The organism is Phytobacter sp. V91 (assembly GCF_965644225.1).
Lineage (GTDB): Bacteria > Pseudomonadota > Gammaproteobacteria > Enterobacterales > Enterobacteriaceae > CBFFRJ01.
Genome location: NZ_CBFFRJ010000036.1, coordinates 23584 through 41084, shown reverse-complemented (window position 1 = coordinate 41084; position 17501 = coordinate 23584). Strand labels below are relative to the sequence as shown.

Genomic DNA, 17501 nt, shown 5'->3' with positions numbered 1-17501 from the left:
ATGCCACGCCATAAGCTCTCCCGCGGGCTTGAAAACCCAGAGGGTTAACGGGCTGTGGCATCAGGTCAAACACGGTAATAGTGTACCCGCCTGGTGGCGGGTAACTGAAGTGACTTTAAACATACAAGGGAACAGGAGCGACACTTCTTTCCCTAAGTATTCCGCGTTGCAGGAAGGCGGCAAACCAGCGAATCCCCGGTCACTTACATAAGTAAGTGACCGGGGTGAACAGGTGAAGCCAACGCATCTGCAGCGTGAAAGACGACGGGAAATTAATTATCAATCCCTTTGCTGCGCAGGTAATCTTCGTAGTTGCCGGTGAAATCAATCACCTTCTCTGGCGTAATTTCCAGTACGCGGGTCGCCAGCGAACTGACAAACTCACGGTCATGAGAAACGAAAATCAGGGTGCCCTGATACATTTCCAGCGCCATGTTCAGGGATTCAATGGATTCCATATCCAGGTGGTTGGTGGGTTCATCCATCACCAGGATATTGGGTTTTTCCATCATCAGCTTGCCAAACAGCATGCGGCCTTTCTCACCACCGGAAAGGACTTTCGCTGGCTTTTTGATGTCGTCCTGGCTGAAGAGTAAGCGTCCCAGGATGCTGCGCACCGCCTGCTCGTCATCACCCTCTTGTTTCCACTGGCTCATCCAGTCGAACACCGTCAGATCGTTTTCGAACTCGTACTCATGATCCTGCGCGTAGTAACCAATCTGCGCATTCTCAGACCATTTTACCGTGCCTTTGTCGGCGGCAAGTTCACCAACCAGCGCTTTAAGCATGGTGGATTTACCCACGCCGTTAGCCCCCAGAATGGCAAGCTTCTCGCCCACTTCCAGCAGCATATTAACGTTTTTAAACAGCGGACCGTCTTCAAACCCTTTGGTCAGGGCTTCAACTTCCAGGGCATTACGGAACAGTTTTTTGTCCTGCTCGAAACGAATGAACGGGTTCTGACGGCTGGAGGCTTTCACTTCATCGAGCTTGATTTTATCAATCTGACGGGCGCGGGAAGTCGCCTGACGAGACTTGGATGCGTTGGCGCTAAAGCGGCTGACGAAGGATTGCAGATCCGCAATCTGCGCTTTTTTCTTGGCGTTATCGGCCAGCAGACGTTCACGAGCCTGCGTGGCTGCGGTCATATACTCGTCATAGTTACCAGGATAGACACGCAGCTCACCGTAATCGAGATCCGCCATGTGCGTACAAACCATGTTAAGGAAGTGACGGTCGTGCGAAATGATGATCATGGTGCTTTCACGCTCGTTCAGCGTCTGCTCCAGCCAGCGAATGGTGTCGATATCAAGGTTGTTCGTTGGTTCATCGAGCAGCAGGATGTCCGGGTTAGAGAACAGCGCCTGGGCCAGCAGAACACGCAGTTTCCAGCCCGGAGCCACTTCGCTCATCAGGCCGTAATGCTGCTCGACCGGGATCCCCACGCCCAGCAACAGTTCACCTGCGCGGGATTCGGCAGAGTAACCATCCATCTCGCCATACAGCACTTCGAGGTCAGCGACTTTGTAACCGTCCTCTTCGCTCATTTCGGCCAGACCGTAGATGCGATCACGCTCCTGTTTCACTTCCCACAGCTCGCCATGGCCCATGATCACGGTATCGAGAACGGTGAAAGCTTCGAAGGCGAACTGATCCTGGCGCAGCTTACCAATGCGCTCATTCGGATCGAGGGAAACGTTGCCCAGCGTCGGCTCAAGATCGCCGCCGAGGATTTTCATAAAGGTGGATTTACCGCTGCCGTTGGCGCCGATCAAACCATAGCGGTTGCCGCCGCCAAACTTGACGGAAATATTTTCGAACAGCGGCTTACTGCCGAACTGCATGGTGACGTTGCTGCTTACTAACACGGTCATATCCTGAAAAAGTGTGATGAACCCGGCATTATGCCATTAGATGGCGCGTTTTTCACGAACAGAGCACAATCGGCGTTGATATTGTTGTCAGCCACTGGGGCATACTGGACAAATAACGCACGTATCGCACTCAACCGGAAAGGAATTTATGGTTAACGACACACGACATCCCTCATTTTTACCGCTTCACGGCGGGATTAACTTTCGTGATATGGGCGGCCAGCGCGCGGCTGACGGGCGTGAAATTCGCCGGGGAAAGTTGCTTCGCTCCGGTGCGCTGCACCAGGTGACCACGGAGGATCTGGCGTATCTGAGCACGCTGCCGCTGGGTGTGGTGCTCGATTATCGTGACCCGTCCGAAGTCAGCCGCAGCCCCGATCGTCTTAGCGCTAACGCACGCTATATCAACGCGCCCGCTAACCCGTTGACCAGCGATGCCAGTGCCAAAATCACCGACTTTTCAGTCAGCAAACTGGAAGAGGTCGATGGCGAACAGTACATGCTGGAACTCTACCGCCAGTTGCCCTTCAATAACCCGGCCTACCAGCAACTGGCACAACTGCTGGCGCATCCCTTTGATGGCGCCCTGCTCCAGCATTGCGCCGTCGGGAAAGATCGCACCGGCGTCGGCTGCGCGCTGACCCTGTTTGCCCTGGGCTGCAACAGCAATACGGTCATGGAAGAGTATTTGTTAACCCACGGGATGCTGACGCAGGTAGAAAACGAGGTCACAAGCTGGCTCGGCGATAGCCTCAGCGACAGGGCGCGCAAGACACTGACGGATTTACTGACGGTGCGTGAGTCATATCTGGCCTCGGCGCTGGACGCCATTCATCAGCGTTATCCGAACGTGAACGCCTGGCTGGAGCAGGAGTATCAACTCACGCCTGCCGTTTGCCGCACCATTCAGGCCCGCCAGCTGGCAGAGTAACCCCCTCGCTACCCGCCCTGTTTCCGGTCGTCTGAATTTATTTCACCGCCGCAACGGGGCGCTACACTAAAAAATAACAGTTAAAAAGTGTGATTTAATGCACAACTGAATTCCCTGAGCGGGGGAATGCACATATAATGCGCTCCCATCTATGGCAAGCATTATTAACCCAACGGCCTGTGGCACGAATCTCGCACAACATGAATATGAACTTAAAAACGCTTTTAGCGGCGGCGTTTGCCGTCGTTGGCTTTTGCAATACTGCATCAGCGGTAACATATCCTCTGCCAACCGATGGCAGCCGTCTTATCGGCCAGAACCAGGTCGTGACCATCCCTGAGGGCAATACCCAGCCGCTGGAATACTTTGCAGCAGAGTATCAGATGGGTCTTTCCAACATGACGGAAGCGAACCCGGGCATCGACGCCTACCTGCCGAAAGGCGGTACCGTGATGAATATTCCTCAGCAGTTGATCCTGCCAGATACCGTACACGAAGGTATCGTTATCAACAGCGCCGAAATGCGTCTGTACTACTACCCGGCAGGTACCAAAACCGTTATCGTTCTGCCGATCGGTATCGGCCAGTTAGGTAAAGACACCCCGATTAACTGGACCACCAAAGTCGAGCGTAAAAAAGCCGGCCCGACCTGGACCCCAACCGCCAAAATGCACGCAGAATACATCGCTGCTGGCGAGCCGCTGCCGGCTGTTGTTCCCGCTGGCCCGGATAACCCGATGGGTCTGTACGCTCTGTACATCGGCCGTCTGTATGCTATCCACGGTACTAACGCCAACTTCGGTATCGGCCTGCGCGTAAGCCATGGCTGTGTGCGTCTGCGTAACGATGACATCAAGTTCCTATTCGAAAACGTGCCGGTTGGCACCCGCGTGCAGTTTATTGATGAGCCAGTAAAAGCGACCACTGAGCCGGATGGTTCCCGTTATGTCGAAGTACATAACCCGCTGTCCACCACCGAAGCGCAGTTCACTGAAGGTGAAATCGTGCCAATCTCTCTGACCAAAAGCGTTCAGAGCGTGACCGGTCAGTCTGATGTCGATCAGAGCATTGTTGACCAGGCTATCCAGAACCGTTCTGGTATGCCGGTACGTCTGAACTAACAGACAGACCACACACAAAAAAGAGCGGGTGTTAAAACCTGCTCTTTTTTTATCCGTTATTTACCGCTATCGCCCCGCCGTCCGTCGTCTCTCCCTGTCGGATACGTTTATCCATATATGAATATAAATGTTGTTATGTCATTAGCCATCCTGAATAACCGTTCAACCATTCTTAAACGAAGTTAATACATTCATCACATTTCAGTTTTTATTTGCACTGGCTTGATTGTTCCTGAATTTCAGCGACCAGATAATTTGTACTGTTTAACATTGATTGACGAAAGCGAATATATAATCGCACTGAATTTAATGAAGGTAGTTCTTCGCCTAATGTTAATAAGGTATACAGTTCCTGGTTAAATAAAATATGAAAAATGATAAATACTCCTGGTTTTTGGCTTTCGCCATCATAACAGAAATAGCCGCAACCACATTACTTGGATTATCCAGTGGCATGGCAAAATTGTTACCCACAACAGGTGCGCTTGCCGCTTATATTTGTTCTTATTATTTATTAACACTCTCACTGAAAAAAATCCCGATTGGTACGGCTTATGCGCTATGGGCCGGAATTGGGATTATGGCCAGTTCATTGATCAATCGATACCTGTTTGATACGGCATTAAGCACTGGATGCATCGCTGGCATGGTACTGATCATCGCCGGTGTCTTAGTGATTAACCTCATGTCCAAAAGTGAAGATATCGAGGCTTCTCCGGCGGTGGGGAATCAAGGATGAATATAACTCTTGCCGGTTCTCTGTGGTTGTCATTAGCGATAGTGCTGGAAGTCCTCGCAACCAGTTTACTGCCAAAAACAAATGATTTTCGTCGTATCGGCGTGACTATTGGCGTAATGGTACTTTATTTTCTCTGCTTCCTTGCACTGTCAAAAGCCATGCTGGCGTTATCGGTTGGTCTGAGTTACGCATTATGGTCTGGGATGGGCATCGTTCTGATTAATTTAATTGGCGTGACGGTATTTCGCCAAAAAATGGATAAGTACGCCATGCTCGGCATTACGCTTATCGTTATTGGTTGTGTGGCTATGGGAATATTTCAATGACTGCTATTCAAGACGTTTCTCTTCTTCCAAGAATTACCAGCCTGCGTGAGCGTTATTTACAGGCTAAACCTTTTATTTCCGCCACTCGGGCACGGGCGGTGACCGAAATTTATCGCAAGTATCCCGGCATGCCGACGCTGCTGCTGCGGGCGATGGCGTTCCGCCGCGCCTGCCAGATTGCGCCGCTGGTGATTGCAGAAGTTGAGCTGATCGTCAGCCATCCGGCAGGCGCGGCCCGTGGTGGAGAAATTTCGCCGGAAATTGCCTGGCGTTGGGTTAACGATGAGCTCGATACGATGTCAACTCGTGCCCAGGATCCTTACGTCATCAGCGAAGAGGTCAAACGTGAACTGCGCGAAGACATCTTTCCTTTCTGGCAGGGACGGTCGCTCGATGAGATGGCTGAAACACAACTGCGTCATGCGGGACTGTGGGAATGGAGCACCAGTGACGGCATTTGCGATTTAAGCATCAAAACCCAGAATGGCGGTGGCGATACCTGCCCGGGCTACGACATTATTTTGCTGAAAAAAGGGGTGGGCGGCATACGTGATGAGGCGCGTGAGGCGCTAAGCCATCTGTCATCAACCTGTCCGGAAGATCAGGAAAAACAGTACTTCTATCAGGCTATTATTGAAAGCTGCGAGGGGGTCATTGACTATGCGCATCGCTACGCAGACTACGCGCAGCAGCAGGCTCAACAGGCTCCTTGCGCGCAGCGTAAAGCGGAGCTGGAAAGGTTGTCGGCCATCTGCCGTCGGGTGCCTGAACATCCGCCGGAAAACTTCTATGAAGCGTTGCAGGCCATCTGGTTTGCCCAGTCGCTGTTTATTCTGGAAGAAAACCAGACCGGCATCTCTCTTGGCCGGGTAGATCAATACCTGTGGCCCTTGCTGAACGCCGATCTCGAGGCCGGTCGTCTTACCCTGGAACAGGCAGAAGAGCTGCTGTGCTGCTGGATGATTAAGATGTCCGAATGCCTGTGGATTTGCAGCGCCTCTTCGGCGATGTACTTTGCGGGTTACCAGCCTTTCGTTAATTTGGTGGTCGGCGGGCAAAAACGCGAGGGCGGAGATGCGACCAATCCGCTGTCGTTATTAATAATGGATTGCTCACGTAAGCTGAAAATTTATCAGCCCAGCCTGGCGGTGCGTATCCACAATCAGTCGCCTCAGCTTTTCATGCGTAAAATTGTTGAGGTGATCCGCGCCGGGATTGGTTTCCCTGCCTGCCATTTCGATGATGCCCACATCAAAATGATGCTGCGTAAAGGGTTTGATTACGAAGATGCCCGCGATTATTGCCTGATGGGCTGCGTGGAGCCGCAACGTTCAGGACGCATATATCAATGGACATCCGTTGGGTATACCACTTTCACCTGTGCGATAGAGCTGGCGCTGAACAATGGCAAAACCGCCAACGGTTCTCAGGTTGGCCCGCAAAGCGGCGAACCGCAAAGCCTGACAACCTACAACGCTTTTGAATCCGCGGTGAAACAACAACTGAGCTACGTTGTCCGGCAAGCCGCCAGAGCGACGCTTATCGTACAAAAGCTTCACAAGCGCCTGGCGCCGAAACCTTTTATCTCCTGTTTTGTGGAAGGCTGTATGGAACAGGGGAAGGATGTGATGCACGGCGGGGCCATGATCAATAATGGTCCCGGCCTTATCTGGACCGGCATGGCGGATTATGCCAATGCGATGATGGCGATGCGTGAAGTGGTCTACCGGCAGCAGAGGGTCACTCCGGAACAAATGGTACAGGCATTACGCGATAATTTTGATGGACATGAAGCGCTGCATTTAGCCTGTATGAACACGGCCAAATTTGGCAATGATATTGAAGAAGTGGACCTGATTGCCCGCGATTTGATCCGCTTCATTGAGCATGAACACCGTCAGTACCGCATGCTCTACGGGCCTTTCACTCATGGCACATTATCAATTTCTAATAATACGCCTTGCGGCATGGCCACGGGGGCGCTGCCCAGTGGGCGTCTGGCGGGGATGCCGTTAGCTGATGGCATCAGCCCTTCCCAGCAGACGGACTTCGCCGGCCCGACCGCCATTGTGAATTCCGTGGGCAGGATTAATGTCGAAGAGATGGAAATCGGCATGGTGCATAACTTCAAATTATTGCATGGCATTCTGGACACGACAGAAGGTGAACAGGGGCTTATCACTCTGCTGCGAAGCGCCAGCATGCAGGGTAATGCGCAGATGCAGTTCAGCTATGTTGATGATGAAACGCTGCGTTTAGCGCAGAAAAATCCTGACCAGTATCGCAATTTGATGATTCGGGTTGCAGGGTACAGCGCCTTCTTTGTTGAACTCAGCCGCGAGGTACAGGATGAAATCATCAGCCGTACTCAACTCAGCCAGTTCTGAGGCAGATGCCCGCACCGGCACGGTGTTTAACATTCAGCGTTTTTCCCTGCATGATGGCCCCGGTGTTCGTACCGTGGTCTTTTTAAAGGGGTGCCAGATGAACTGTGCCTGGTGCGCGAATCCGGAAAGTCTGGCGATGGAGCCTGAGGTTTTATTCGACGGTTCACGCTGCGACAGCGTCAATTGCTGGCATGAATGTCCAGGCAAGAAGACGGCCATCCTCCCTGATCTGAGCCTTAGCGCAGGCTGGGTAGCGGATGACGCATGTCCCGCAGCAGCGTTGCGGCAGACAGGTCGTCTTCTCAGCGTCGAGGAGGTGATGGAAACCGTGCTTGCCGATGAGCTTTATTACCGGACCTCCGGCGGTGGCATGACGCTTAGCGGCGGGGAAATGGCCATGCAGCCCGCGTTTTCACAGGCATTGCTGCTGCGTGCCAGACAGGAAGGTATCCATACAGCGGTGGAAACCTCAGGTTTTGCGTCCTGGTCTGATTTGCAACTGGCCTGTGGATCCAGCCAGCTGATTTTATTTGATATTAAACTGGCCAATGACACTCTCCATCAACGCTATACGGGAGTGAGTAATCGCAGCATTCTTAATAACCTTAAAAAACTGCTACAGGAACATATTCCGATACGTATCCGCATCCCGGTGATACCTGAGGTCAACGATGGCGAGGAGGAGGCGGAGAATATTATGGCGCGAATAGAACAGCTGGTACGCGGGCATAAAAGCTTTCAGGGCATTGATTTGTTGCCCTATCATAACTTCGGCAATCGCAAATATTACTTATCCGCAAAGCGTTGCCGCTATGAAGAGATGCATCCCGATCATGGGAAGCCTCAGGCCGAGACGCTGGCCGCTTTTGCCCGAAAATACGGTTTGCAGGCGAGCATCCTGTCTCACTGTATTGGCTGAATAATAAGAGAACCCTTGTTGTTGGTTGTCAGGAGCGCCGCTTTTTATCCGTTATTCACCACGATCACGCCGCCGTGATCGTAACGATAGTGGCAATGGGCATACTCCAGCGGCGTGCCGTCCTCCAGATAAATCACCTGCTCCACTTCCAGCACCGGATCGGTCGGTTCGCAGTTAAGATATGTTTGATCCTCTTCACCAGGCTTAAGCGCGCGCACCACCCGATACGAGCCCATGATTTTTAAGGCCAGTGACTCCTGAACATAGCTGAATACCGAGCTTTCGAGATGGGAACGGTTAAGTCCTGGCACCAGATTGACCGGCATCAGTGTAAACTCCAGCGACATGGGTTCACCTTCCAGCAGGCGCAGACGGATAAAATCATACACCGGGTCATCAGGGCCAAGCAGCAGCGACGCCTGCTCCTTTTCGTTGGGGAAACGCAGTTCAAACCTGATGATTTTACTGGTGACCTGGCCAACATTCTCCCAGGTTTTGGTCGCGCCATAATAGTCGCTGCCGGGCAGGTCCCAGCGGGTAAGCTGCATAAAGTTTTTGCGGATAAAGGTGCCCTGCCCCTGGCGGGTGTAGACCAGTCCCTCAACAATCAGCTGGCGCATCGCTTGTTGAATGGTCATCCGGCTGGTGCTGAATTCGGCGGCGAGGGCAAACTGATCCGGCAAAGGCTCACTCGCGCTGTACTGCTGGCTGAGGATCCGCTGTTTGATTTCCCGCGCAATCAGAATGTATTTCGCCGCCATTGCCTTTCCTTTTTATTATTCAGTTATGCCATTGTTTTTTAAGGCCACTCTCTCGGCTATTTTGAGGAAAGGCAGGTAGAAGAATACACCAAAGATGATGATTATCAACTGAACCACCACCGCTCGCCAGTCCCCCGCCGTCGCCAGCCAAGCGCTTAAAACCGGTGGCGTGGTCCAGGGGATCATCACCACACATTTCGACATCCAGCCAAGCGTTGTACACAGCCAGGCAAAGTAAATGCCGATGGCCGGAAGCAGCACAAAGGGGATCATCAGCGGCAGGTTAAAGACTATTGGCAGGCCGAAAATCACCGGTTCGTTAATGTTAAACAGGCCGGGAGAGACGGAATGGCGTGCCACCTGGTTAGCAGACTTTTGCTTCGAGAAAATAAAGATGGCGATCAGCAGCGACAGAGTACTGCCGGTGCCGCCAATCATGCCAAAGGTGGGCACAAAGATGCTGTTGATGATATGCGGGATCGGCAGCCCGCTGGCAAAGGCCAGCATGTTTTCATTGGTGTTGATCAACAGGAAAGGTTCGAGGATCACACCGTTGACCACCGACTGGTGGATCCCCAGGGTGAACAGAAAATTGCCAAAGCTGTAGATAAAAAGCGTGCCCGGCAGGCTGGTGTTGATCAGCCGTAAGGGCTGCTGAATCAGCGTGGTGATCAGGTGGATCAAATCCGTATGCAACACGTTGGCCAGCAGGGCGGCGATGATCGCAAATGTCGACAGGGTGATAATCGTCGGGATCAGCGCCGAGAAGGACTTCCCTACCGCGGGCGGCACATTTTCCCCCAGTGAAATCGTGAGTTTTTTGATTCGCGCAATACGGATAAACAGTTCCGTCGACAGCAGGCCAATAATCACCCCGGCGAAAATCCCCGTTGAGCCAATATTGCCAAATGAGAGCATCTGACTCACGGTAACCGCCGTTTTGCCTCCCTGGGGAACCACTTCCAGCGTCATCGGCATCATCATGATATAGCTGGAAAGCGCGATGACCACCGCCGAAACCGGATTATCGAAATTGCGATTGCGCGCCAGCGACCAGGCCGTCATCGGCGCAATCAACAGCGCGGCAATATTCAGCGTGCCGTTGATTATCACCTCTCCCCAGACTTTGAAACGCGCCAGCGTCTCACCCTCCAGGATCCAGGGAAAGACCACGTTGTTCACCAGCACCGCCAGCCCGGCCAGAATAAAAATCGGCATCACGGCGGCAAAGGCATCCCTTAGCGAGCGCAGGTGCACCTGTCCGGCGAGGCGGGCGGAGAAATCGACAAATTTATCGACAAATGACGGCATACTTTCGGTCTGTTTAGTGTCAGACATAGTGGTCTCCCGTTAATGGCGTTTGCTGCCTCAGGCTTTACATCTCGCGTCCGTTGGTGTGAATAACCTGTTTGAGCCAGGCGTAGCTCTGTTTCGGTATCCGTTTCATATCTTTCAGGTCGTGGTTTTCCCGGTTGACATACACCACGCCGTAGCGCTTACGCATATCGCCCTGAGAGCTGAGAATGTCGATAAGCCCCCAGCCGAGATAACCGATAACCTGCGCCCCGTCTTCAAAGATGGCGCCCTTCATTGCCTGGAGATGATCCCGGTGATAGGCCACGCGGTAGTCATCCGCAATCGGGTTGACGCCATCCCAGTGTTCGATGACCCCAATACCGTTCTCGATCGGGAACACTGGCAGCCGCCAGTCGTTGTAGTAACGGGTGATGATGGTCCGAAAACCGAGGGGGTCAATCTGCCAGTTCCACTCTGTCGCCTGTAAATAGGGGTTAGGTACATCGCCCTGTTGCAGGTAATAGTTCACTGGCGCATCCGGGGAGATAGCCTCACTGTTCAGCACCTTGCTGGCATAGTAGCTAAAGGCCATATAGTCGTTTTTCACCTGGCTTATCAGCGTTAAATCCTCGGCCCGGTAAATGTCGCCAAAGCCCTCGCGCTCAACCACGGCCATCACCGCAGGGCTATAGCCCTGGCCGGCAAACACCCGCAACAAATTCTGGTTAAGAAATTCGTCATATTGCTGGGCGCAAAAGATGTCACGCGGTTTGCTGGTCGCGGGGTAAACCAGCTGATGCGCCAGCATGCCGCCCATAAGCGCGTCAGGTCTGGTCTGGTGCAGATAGTGCGTGAGCTGCACATGGGCCATCATCACGTGGTGTTGAATTTGATACAGCTCGCGCAGGGTTTTATCCCCTTGCAGATAGCCCCCGACTTTGAAGGCTTCCGGCATGTGATAGATATTTTGCTCATTGAAGGTCAGCCACCAGGTCACGCGGTCGCCAAAACAGTCGATCATCTTCTGGCCGTAACGAACGAAGGCATCTAGGACCCGGCGATCGGTAAAGCCGTTGTATTTTTCGGCCAGCGCCAGCGGCATATCGAAGTGATACAGACAAATCATTGGGGCAATGCCACGGGCGATAAGGTCATCAATAAAGCGTTCGTAGAAGGCGATCCCTTCGGCATTAAATGCCCCGTCACCGTCCGGGCAGACCCTGCTCCAGGCTATCTGGAAGCGATAACAGTTCATGCCAAGATCCTGCATACAATCAAAATCTTCCGTATAGCGATGGTAAGAGTCGGTGGCCACTTTCCAGTCGGAGGCAAATTCGCTGGCCTCCCGGATATCGTACACTGACGGGCCTTTGCCGCCTTCGTTCCATGCTCCCTCGGTCTGCATGCTGGACACCGAATTTCCCCATAAAAAGCCTGGTGGTAGCGTTTTGCTCATCTCGTTTTCTCCGCGTCTATATGTAAAGTCATTTAATTGTAATGACTAGTCATATAGTCTCAGGTGCAAAGTCAGACCATTGAGAGGATCGTTTTTTGTGAGGCAGGTGGGAAAATTAGCCAGGGAGGAGATGACAACCCCGGCGAGAAAATGGCCACCGGGACTGTCTGTTTGTTGATCAATGAGATGGAGCAGAAATCAACGGATAAGCTGCAAAAGTCCGTAGCCGAGCAGGGCAGCCCAGAGCAACACTGGCAGGGAGTAGAGATGAAAACGCCACCAGATGCGGCGATCATTTGCCATACGTAAGGCAATTAAGTTGGCCAGCGATCCTGGCAATAAGCCAAAACCTCCCACGTTCACCGCCCAGGCGAGCAGCGTATCCGGAGGAAGATAATTCAGCAGCAAAATCGTCGCGGGTACGTTGCTGATAAACTGCGATAAGCCAATAGCGGTCACCCACAGGCCCGGAGAAGAGAGCTGGCTGGTCGTGCTCAGAATGTTATGCAGGAACGGCAGCTGAATCAGCAGATGCACATCAATAAACATCGCCATAAAGACCAGCAATAACGTCCAGTCCACGCTCCAGACCACGCGACGGGCCAGCAGCAAAAAGCCCGCCGCAACCAGCGCCAGTCCCCATATCTCAAGTTTTAACTCAAGGGCGGCAATAAAAACCAGATATAAAACCAGTGATGCCCAGACCAGTCGCGGCTGCCAGTCCGGGCTTTTGGCCCCGCTATGGTAACGCAGCGCGTTATTGGGAAAACAGAACCAACAGAGCACCAGCAGTGATGCCATCATCGCCAGCGCCAACGGCATCATCTGCCCGATAAAGGCGAAAAAAGAGATGCCGGAGCGGCCCCAGATCAGAATATTTTGTGGATTACCTATTGGCGTCAGGAGAGAGCCTGCGTTAACCGCCAGTGCTTCGAAAATAATCAGCCGGTTAACCGGAATTTCACACAGCTTTTTCAGCGTGATGGTCAGAGGCACAATAATAAACAGCGCCACATCATTGGTCAGGAAGGTGGAGAGCAGCGCCGCTGCCAGCACCATAAACATCGAGAGCTGCCGTTCGCTGCGAAACCGACGCACCATGCGTCGGCCCAGCACATCAAAATAGCCGCTTAACTCGACCCCTTTGGTCAGTAACATCAGGCCGCTGAGGGTAATAATGGTGTGCCAGTCAATGACGGCAGGCCACCTTGCGGGCGCAAAGGGGACGGCGAAACAAAGACCAAAACCAATAAGGAGTAAAAGCTGTAAAAAACGATCCTGCATCAGGGCGCGGACAAACGGCAGACTCATTCAGGTGGCAACCCTTGTTGCAGCGTAAATTGACGAAAGCGGTCCAGCGTCTCCTGGCTGACATGGTGCTCCATACCTTCCGCATCACGACGGGCAATCTCCGGGCTGACGCCCAGAACCAGCAGAAAGCTTTCGACTATCTGATGGCGCTCGCGACTGGCCTGAGCGAGCTTTTCACCTTCCGGCGTCAGAAATACGCCGCGCCAGGGAATTTGCTCAATCAACCCGACTGTCGCCAGTCGTTTTAACATTTTAGCCACCGTAGGCTGAGATACGCCCAGACGTGCGGCCATATCAACCTGACGAGCTTCACCCACCTCGCCAATCAAATCAGAAATCAGTTCAACATAATCATCAATCAGCTCGCGACGATGCGCTTCCCGGACCTGACGAAACCCTTCGACATGCTCTTCAACATTAACCAGCGTCACTTTTTTTATTGTTTGCTTACCTGCGCGACGATTCATTGTGCTTCCTCTGAGGTGTGACGCAATAGCCGCGCCATATAAGAGAGCGCTTATTGTAAACCAAACGTGAAGCAGCACAAAAAATTAACGCATTAGCCATAGCTATAAAATATAGCCTATGCTATATCTGTATGCATAACGTTCACTGCCTCAGGGACTGGCAGGCCGGGACGGGTAAGTAAGGAGGTCATCATGAATGAATTTAAGAGGTGCTTAAGCGTGTTCACTCACTCTCCCTTTAAAGTACGTTTGATGCTGCTCAATATGTTGTGCGACATCATTAACGGCAAGTCTAAGCCAGACGATAAACCGACTCATTAATGCGGCGTCGCGGTACGCCGCTTCATTTTTCCGTCACAATCCCCCGTTATACTTGGCCTTACCGACTATAATTTCTGCTTATTTTCCGAAATTGCTGTCTCCCTCGCAAAACAATCCCTTAGCGGGTGTTGACCTTCAACGTCGCTCACTTTATCTTTGCGCAGCCCTGCACAAATTGCGGCTCGCAGAAGTGGACCACTCCCCTCTCCACGCACTGTCCGGCAGGTATTGACCCTTACGCCAGGGTGTTCACATGGCGTTTTCGTGATAGTGACTATGAGCCTAATAATCAAAGAACCTCTTGTCTCCCGTGGGCAAGCGTTAAGCCCGTGGACAGGCTTCTACTTTTTACAATCAATCCTGATTAATCATGCTCTGGGCTATGAATTCAGCCTGTTGTATGCGGTCGTCTTAACCTGCTTCCTGTGGGTGATGTGGCGTCACGCTCCGCGTACCCAGAAAGTGCTGGTCGGGATAATTTCGCTCGTCGCCGCCTCTTACTATCCGTTTGGTCAGGCTTACGGCGCGCCCAACTTTAATACCCTGCTGGCGCTGCACTCGACCAATATGGAAGAGTCCAGCGAAATTCTGACCATTTTCCCGTGGTATCACTACGCCACTGGCCTGGCTATCCTGGGCCTGGGAGTGGTTTCTGTACGCCGCAAAACCACACAAAAAGTCGCCTGGACGAAATGGGATACGCTCGGGGCACTGTTCTGCTTTGCCTGTTACTTTGTTGGCCCGGTGCAAAACTATTTTCGTGGCTATGACGTGCATCTGCGCGATACCGGTATTCCGGTACTGCGCTTTGTCCGCGATGTGGTGGTCAATAATCAGGTCGTGATCGATGAACAGGCCAGCATGGCACAGCTGGCAGGCATGAAAGATACCTGGAACATCATCTCGGTCAAACCGAAATACCATACTTATGTGGTAGTGATTGGTGAGAGCGTACGCCGGGATGCCAGCGGCGCCTTTGGCGGTCACTGGAACAATACCCCGTTTGCCAGTCAGGCAAATGGGACTTTCTTTATGGATTATATTTCCGCCAGCGGCTCAACGCAGAAGTCGTTGGGGCTAACCCTTAATCGGGTGGTTGACGATAAGCCGCAATACCAGGATAACTTTGTCACCCTGGCTAACCGTGCGGGCTTCCAGACCTGGTGGTTTTCCAATCAGGGCCAGATTGGTGAATACGATACGGCAATCGCCAGCATCGCCAAACGCGCGGACGAAGTGCAGTTTCTTAAAAATGGTGATTTCGAAGCGGATAAAAACACCCGCGATGAAGATCTGCTGAAAATGACCTCCCAGGTGCTTTCCACACATCGCACCCAGCCCCAGCTTATCGTGCTGCATCTGATGGGGTCGCACCCGTCAACCTGTGAGCGTTCCGGCGATAAATACAATGAGTTTGTGCAGTCAAAAGAGACCTCCTGCTACCTCTACTCTATTACTGCAACCGATGAGCTGCTCGGTAAGCTCTATTCGCAGTTAGTGAGCGGCGGGGAAAGTTTCTCGATTAGCTATTTCTCCGATCACGGTCTGACCTTCAGGGAGCGTGGTAAAGAGGTGCAGTACCTGGCCCATGACGACAAGTTCCAGCAGAATTTCCAGGTGCCGTTTATGGTGATCTCCAGCGACGATAAAACCCATCGGGTGATTAAAGCTCGCCGTTCTGCCAACGATTTCCTGAGTTTCTTCTCACAGTGGACAGGGATTAGCGCTAAAGAGATTAAAAATGCGTACCCCTTTATGTCAGAGAAAAAAGCCGGGCCAGTCTACGTTACCAACTTTAAGTTACAGAAAATTGACTATAACAAGCTGGCGACGGATATCTTCGAGCCACGTAATCGTTAGGTTCTGAGGGGCAACCCGCACCGCCCCAACCTCCCTCCCTCAACTTAACGTTGAATTCTTGCAGGTACGACTCTATCATGATGTACGGTTAATAACCGTACATCATGAGTCATTCGCGCCATCACGGGCGACAGAGGAGAAAGAACATGCCAGCACTAAAGAAACAGCGCATCGATCTGAGATTAAATGACGAAGATAAAAGCATGATCGAAGAAGCGGCGGCAATGAGTAATCAAACGATTACTCAGTTTATGGTAAGTACTGCTTCTGAACGTGCTGCGGAAATTATTGAACAGCATCGCCGTCTGACCCTTAATGAGGAGTCATGGAACCGGGTCATGGACGCTCTCAGTAAGCCACCTGCGCCGAACAGCCGGTTAAAACAAGCGGCTAAACGTCTACAAGATATGGAGTAACTCGTGGACGATTTAAAAATAGTAATTATTTCTGAGGATGTTGATTATGATGTAAGCCATTTTGATTGCGGAGAAGAGTATTTAAATACTTTTCTTAAAGAGCATCTGCAACGTCAGCACAATGGCAAAATTTTACGGGGTTATGTACTTATAACTCAGCAAGAAAAACCGCGGGTATTAGGGTACTACACGTTGTCTGGTAGCTGCTTCGAAAGAGCCGCCTTCCCCAGTAAACACCAGCAAAAGCGCATCCCCTATAGCAATGTACCCAGTGTCACTCTCGGGCGTTTAGCGATAGATAAAAGTATTCAGCGTCAGGGATGGGGAGAGTTACTTGTTACCCACGCAATGAAAGTGATTTACCTCGCTTCACAGGCAGTCGGTATATACGGCATGTTTGTTGAGGCGTTGAATGGAAAAGCGCGGGATTTTTATCTTGCGCTGGGATTCGTCCAGCTCATGGGCGAGCATGAAAATGCCCTCTTCTTTCCAACGAAGTCCATTGAAAAGCTATTTGAAGAATAAAATCAATAAACACAAATATCTTCGAGCCACGTAATCGTTAGGTTTTAAACATTTTCAGACAAAAAAATCCGCCGTGATGGCGGATTTTTTATTGCTGACCGAATTAGAAACGGTAGCCAACACCTGCGATCCAGGTACCAACGTCAACGTTACGAATACGGGACTGCTCGTAGGAGAAGTCCAGGGCAACGTTTTCAATCGGGTTAAACTGCATACCAGCGCCGTAGGAGAAACCGTAGTCGCTGTTGCTTGCGGTTTTCACTGCGTCCTGAGACTGCTGGAATTTACCGTAGCCAACACCCACAACACCGTAGATGCTTGCCCAGTCGTTCAGACGGTAAGCAGGACCTGCGGTTACACCGTAGTACTGGGATTTATTGTAAGTGCCGTATTCGAAACGGTCTTTTTCAGTATAGGTGAAGGAACCGATTACACCCAGCGGGCTGCTGTCATCTTCAAAACGGTATTTCAGGTTAAAACCGTTCATTTTGTTCTGTACGCCCTGCGCGTCGCTCTGTGCATAGCCACCGGATACAGTGGACGTTGCCGCAGAAGCGGTACCTACGGAGAGAGCCAGAACAGCTGCTACTGCTGAAAGACATGCAATTTTTTTCATAAACCACCTCAAATGTGCTTCAAGTAAATCCTAAGTATTTAATATATCAAATCTGGTCGAGAAACTCTTTGGACCAAAAGATGTCTAAAGAGCCATTTCCTGTAACAGAACATTTCATCTGCCCGCTAACTCTTTCATTAAACAATCTTTTTACCATATAACATGCCGCCAATAA

Annotated in this window: 17 protein-coding genes; 10 read left to right on the top strand and 7 right to left on the bottom strand. The window is 51.7% G+C overall.

Annotation, left to right across the window (positions count from 1 at the left end; all coding sequences use genetic code 11):
- Positions 1-272: 272 nt before the first annotated feature.
- Positions 273-1868: an ABC-F family ATPase gene (locus ACSZO4_RS09675; protein WP_437888714.1), complete on the bottom strand. Its 1596-nt coding sequence runs from the start codon at positions 1866-1868 to the stop codon at positions 273-275.
- A gap of 154 nt (positions 1869-2022) precedes the next feature.
- Here ACSZO4_RS09675 and ACSZO4_RS09670 point away from each other — a divergent pair, with 154 nt between their 5' ends.
- The 6 genes from ACSZO4_RS09670 (at position 2023) to ACSZO4_RS09645 (ending at position 8297) form a co-directional block, all read left to right on the top strand.
- The gene (locus tag ACSZO4_RS09670) at positions 2023-2805 is read left to right on the top strand and encodes a tyrosine-protein phosphatase (RefSeq protein WP_437888713.1); all 783 of its coding nucleotides are present in this window, start codon (positions 2023-2025) and stop codon (positions 2803-2805) included.
- Positions 2806-3005: 200 nt separating this feature from the next.
- Positions 3006-3926, top strand: a complete 921-nt coding sequence (gene ldtB / locus ACSZO4_RS09665; protein ID WP_437888712.1) for a L,D-transpeptidase — start codon at positions 3006-3008, stop codon at positions 3924-3926.
- Positions 3927-4293: 367 nt separating this feature from the next.
- Positions 4294-4665, top strand: coding sequence for a DMT family transporter (locus tag ACSZO4_RS09660; RefSeq protein WP_437888711.1), 372 nt, complete (start codon positions 4294-4296; stop codon positions 4663-4665).
- Positions 4662-4991 carry a DMT family transporter gene (locus ACSZO4_RS09655; protein ID WP_437888710.1) on the top strand — a complete coding sequence of 110 codons (330 nt, stop codon included), beginning with the start codon at positions 4662-4664 and terminating at the stop codon, positions 4989-4991. The genes ACSZO4_RS09660 and ACSZO4_RS09655 overlap by 4 nt, the downstream gene beginning before the upstream one ends.
- Positions 4988-7378, top strand: a complete 2391-nt coding sequence (gene cutC / locus ACSZO4_RS09650) for a choline trimethylamine-lyase (RefSeq protein ID WP_437888709.1) — start codon at positions 4988-4990, stop codon at positions 7376-7378. Before ACSZO4_RS09655 ends, cutC begins: the two co-directional genes overlap by 4 nt.
- Entirely contained in the window at positions 7341-8297 is a 957-nt protein-coding gene (locus ACSZO4_RS09645) for a glycyl-radical enzyme activating protein (protein ID WP_437888708.1), read from the top strand. The genes cutC and ACSZO4_RS09645 overlap by 38 nt, the downstream gene beginning before the upstream one ends.
- Before the next feature lie 44 nt (positions 8298-8341).
- On the opposite strand, the gene ACSZO4_RS09640 is transcribed toward ACSZO4_RS09645, so the two are convergent.
- The 5 genes from ACSZO4_RS09640 to mntR form a co-directional block, all read right to left on the bottom strand.
- Positions 8342-9058, bottom strand: coding sequence for a GntR family transcriptional regulator (locus ACSZO4_RS09640; RefSeq protein WP_437888707.1), 717 nt, complete (start codon positions 9056-9058; stop codon positions 8342-8344).
- A gap of 15 nt (positions 9059-9073) precedes the next feature.
- Positions 9074-10396: a PTS sugar transporter subunit IIC gene (locus ACSZO4_RS09635; RefSeq protein WP_437888706.1), complete on the bottom strand. Its 1323-nt coding sequence runs from the start codon at positions 10394-10396 to the stop codon at positions 9074-9076.
- A 37-nt stretch (positions 10397-10433) separates the two neighbouring features.
- A complete protein-coding gene (locus ACSZO4_RS09630) occupies positions 10434-11810 on the bottom strand; it encodes a glycoside hydrolase family 1 protein (protein WP_437888705.1) in 1377 nt (458 codons plus the stop codon).
- Positions 11811-12008: 198 nt separating this feature from the next.
- Positions 12009-13121, bottom strand: a complete 1113-nt coding sequence (locus ACSZO4_RS09625; protein ID WP_437888704.1) for an anion transporter — start codon at positions 13119-13121, stop codon at positions 12009-12011.
- Complete coding sequence (gene mntR / locus ACSZO4_RS09620) at positions 13118-13588, bottom strand: manganese-binding transcriptional regulator MntR (protein ID WP_437888703.1); 471 nt, start codon at positions 13586-13588, stop codon at positions 13118-13120. The genes ACSZO4_RS09625 and mntR overlap by 4 nt, the downstream gene beginning before the upstream one ends.
- Positions 13589-13780: 192 nt before the next feature.
- Between mntR and mntS the strand changes: the two genes are divergently transcribed.
- From mntS to ACSZO4_RS09600, 4 genes are all read left to right on the top strand, one after another.
- Complete coding sequence (gene mntS / locus ACSZO4_RS09615) at positions 13781-13909, top strand: manganase accumulation protein MntS (protein WP_437888702.1); 129 nt, start codon at positions 13781-13783, stop codon at positions 13907-13909.
- Positions 13910-14185: 276 nt separating this feature from the next.
- Positions 14186-15769: a phosphoethanolamine transferase gene (locus ACSZO4_RS09610; protein WP_437888701.1), complete on the top strand. Its 1584-nt coding sequence runs from the start codon at positions 14186-14188 to the stop codon at positions 15767-15769.
- A 146-nt stretch (positions 15770-15915) separates the two neighbouring features.
- Positions 15916-16185 (top strand): DUF1778 domain-containing protein, encoded by a 270-nt coding sequence (locus ACSZO4_RS09605; protein ID WP_437888700.1) that lies wholly within the window; start codon positions 15916-15918, stop codon positions 16183-16185.
- Positions 16186-16188: 3 nt separating this feature from the next.
- A complete protein-coding gene (locus tag ACSZO4_RS09600) occupies positions 16189-16710 on the top strand; it encodes a GNAT family N-acetyltransferase (RefSeq protein WP_437888699.1) in 522 nt (173 codons plus the stop codon).
- A 103-nt stretch (positions 16711-16813) separates the two neighbouring features.
- On the opposite strand, the gene ompX is transcribed toward ACSZO4_RS09600, so the two are convergent.
- Positions 16814-17326, bottom strand: coding sequence for an outer membrane protein OmpX (gene ompX, locus ACSZO4_RS09595; RefSeq protein WP_437888698.1), 513 nt, complete (start codon positions 17324-17326; stop codon positions 16814-16816).
- Positions 17327-17501: the final 175 nt, after the last annotated feature.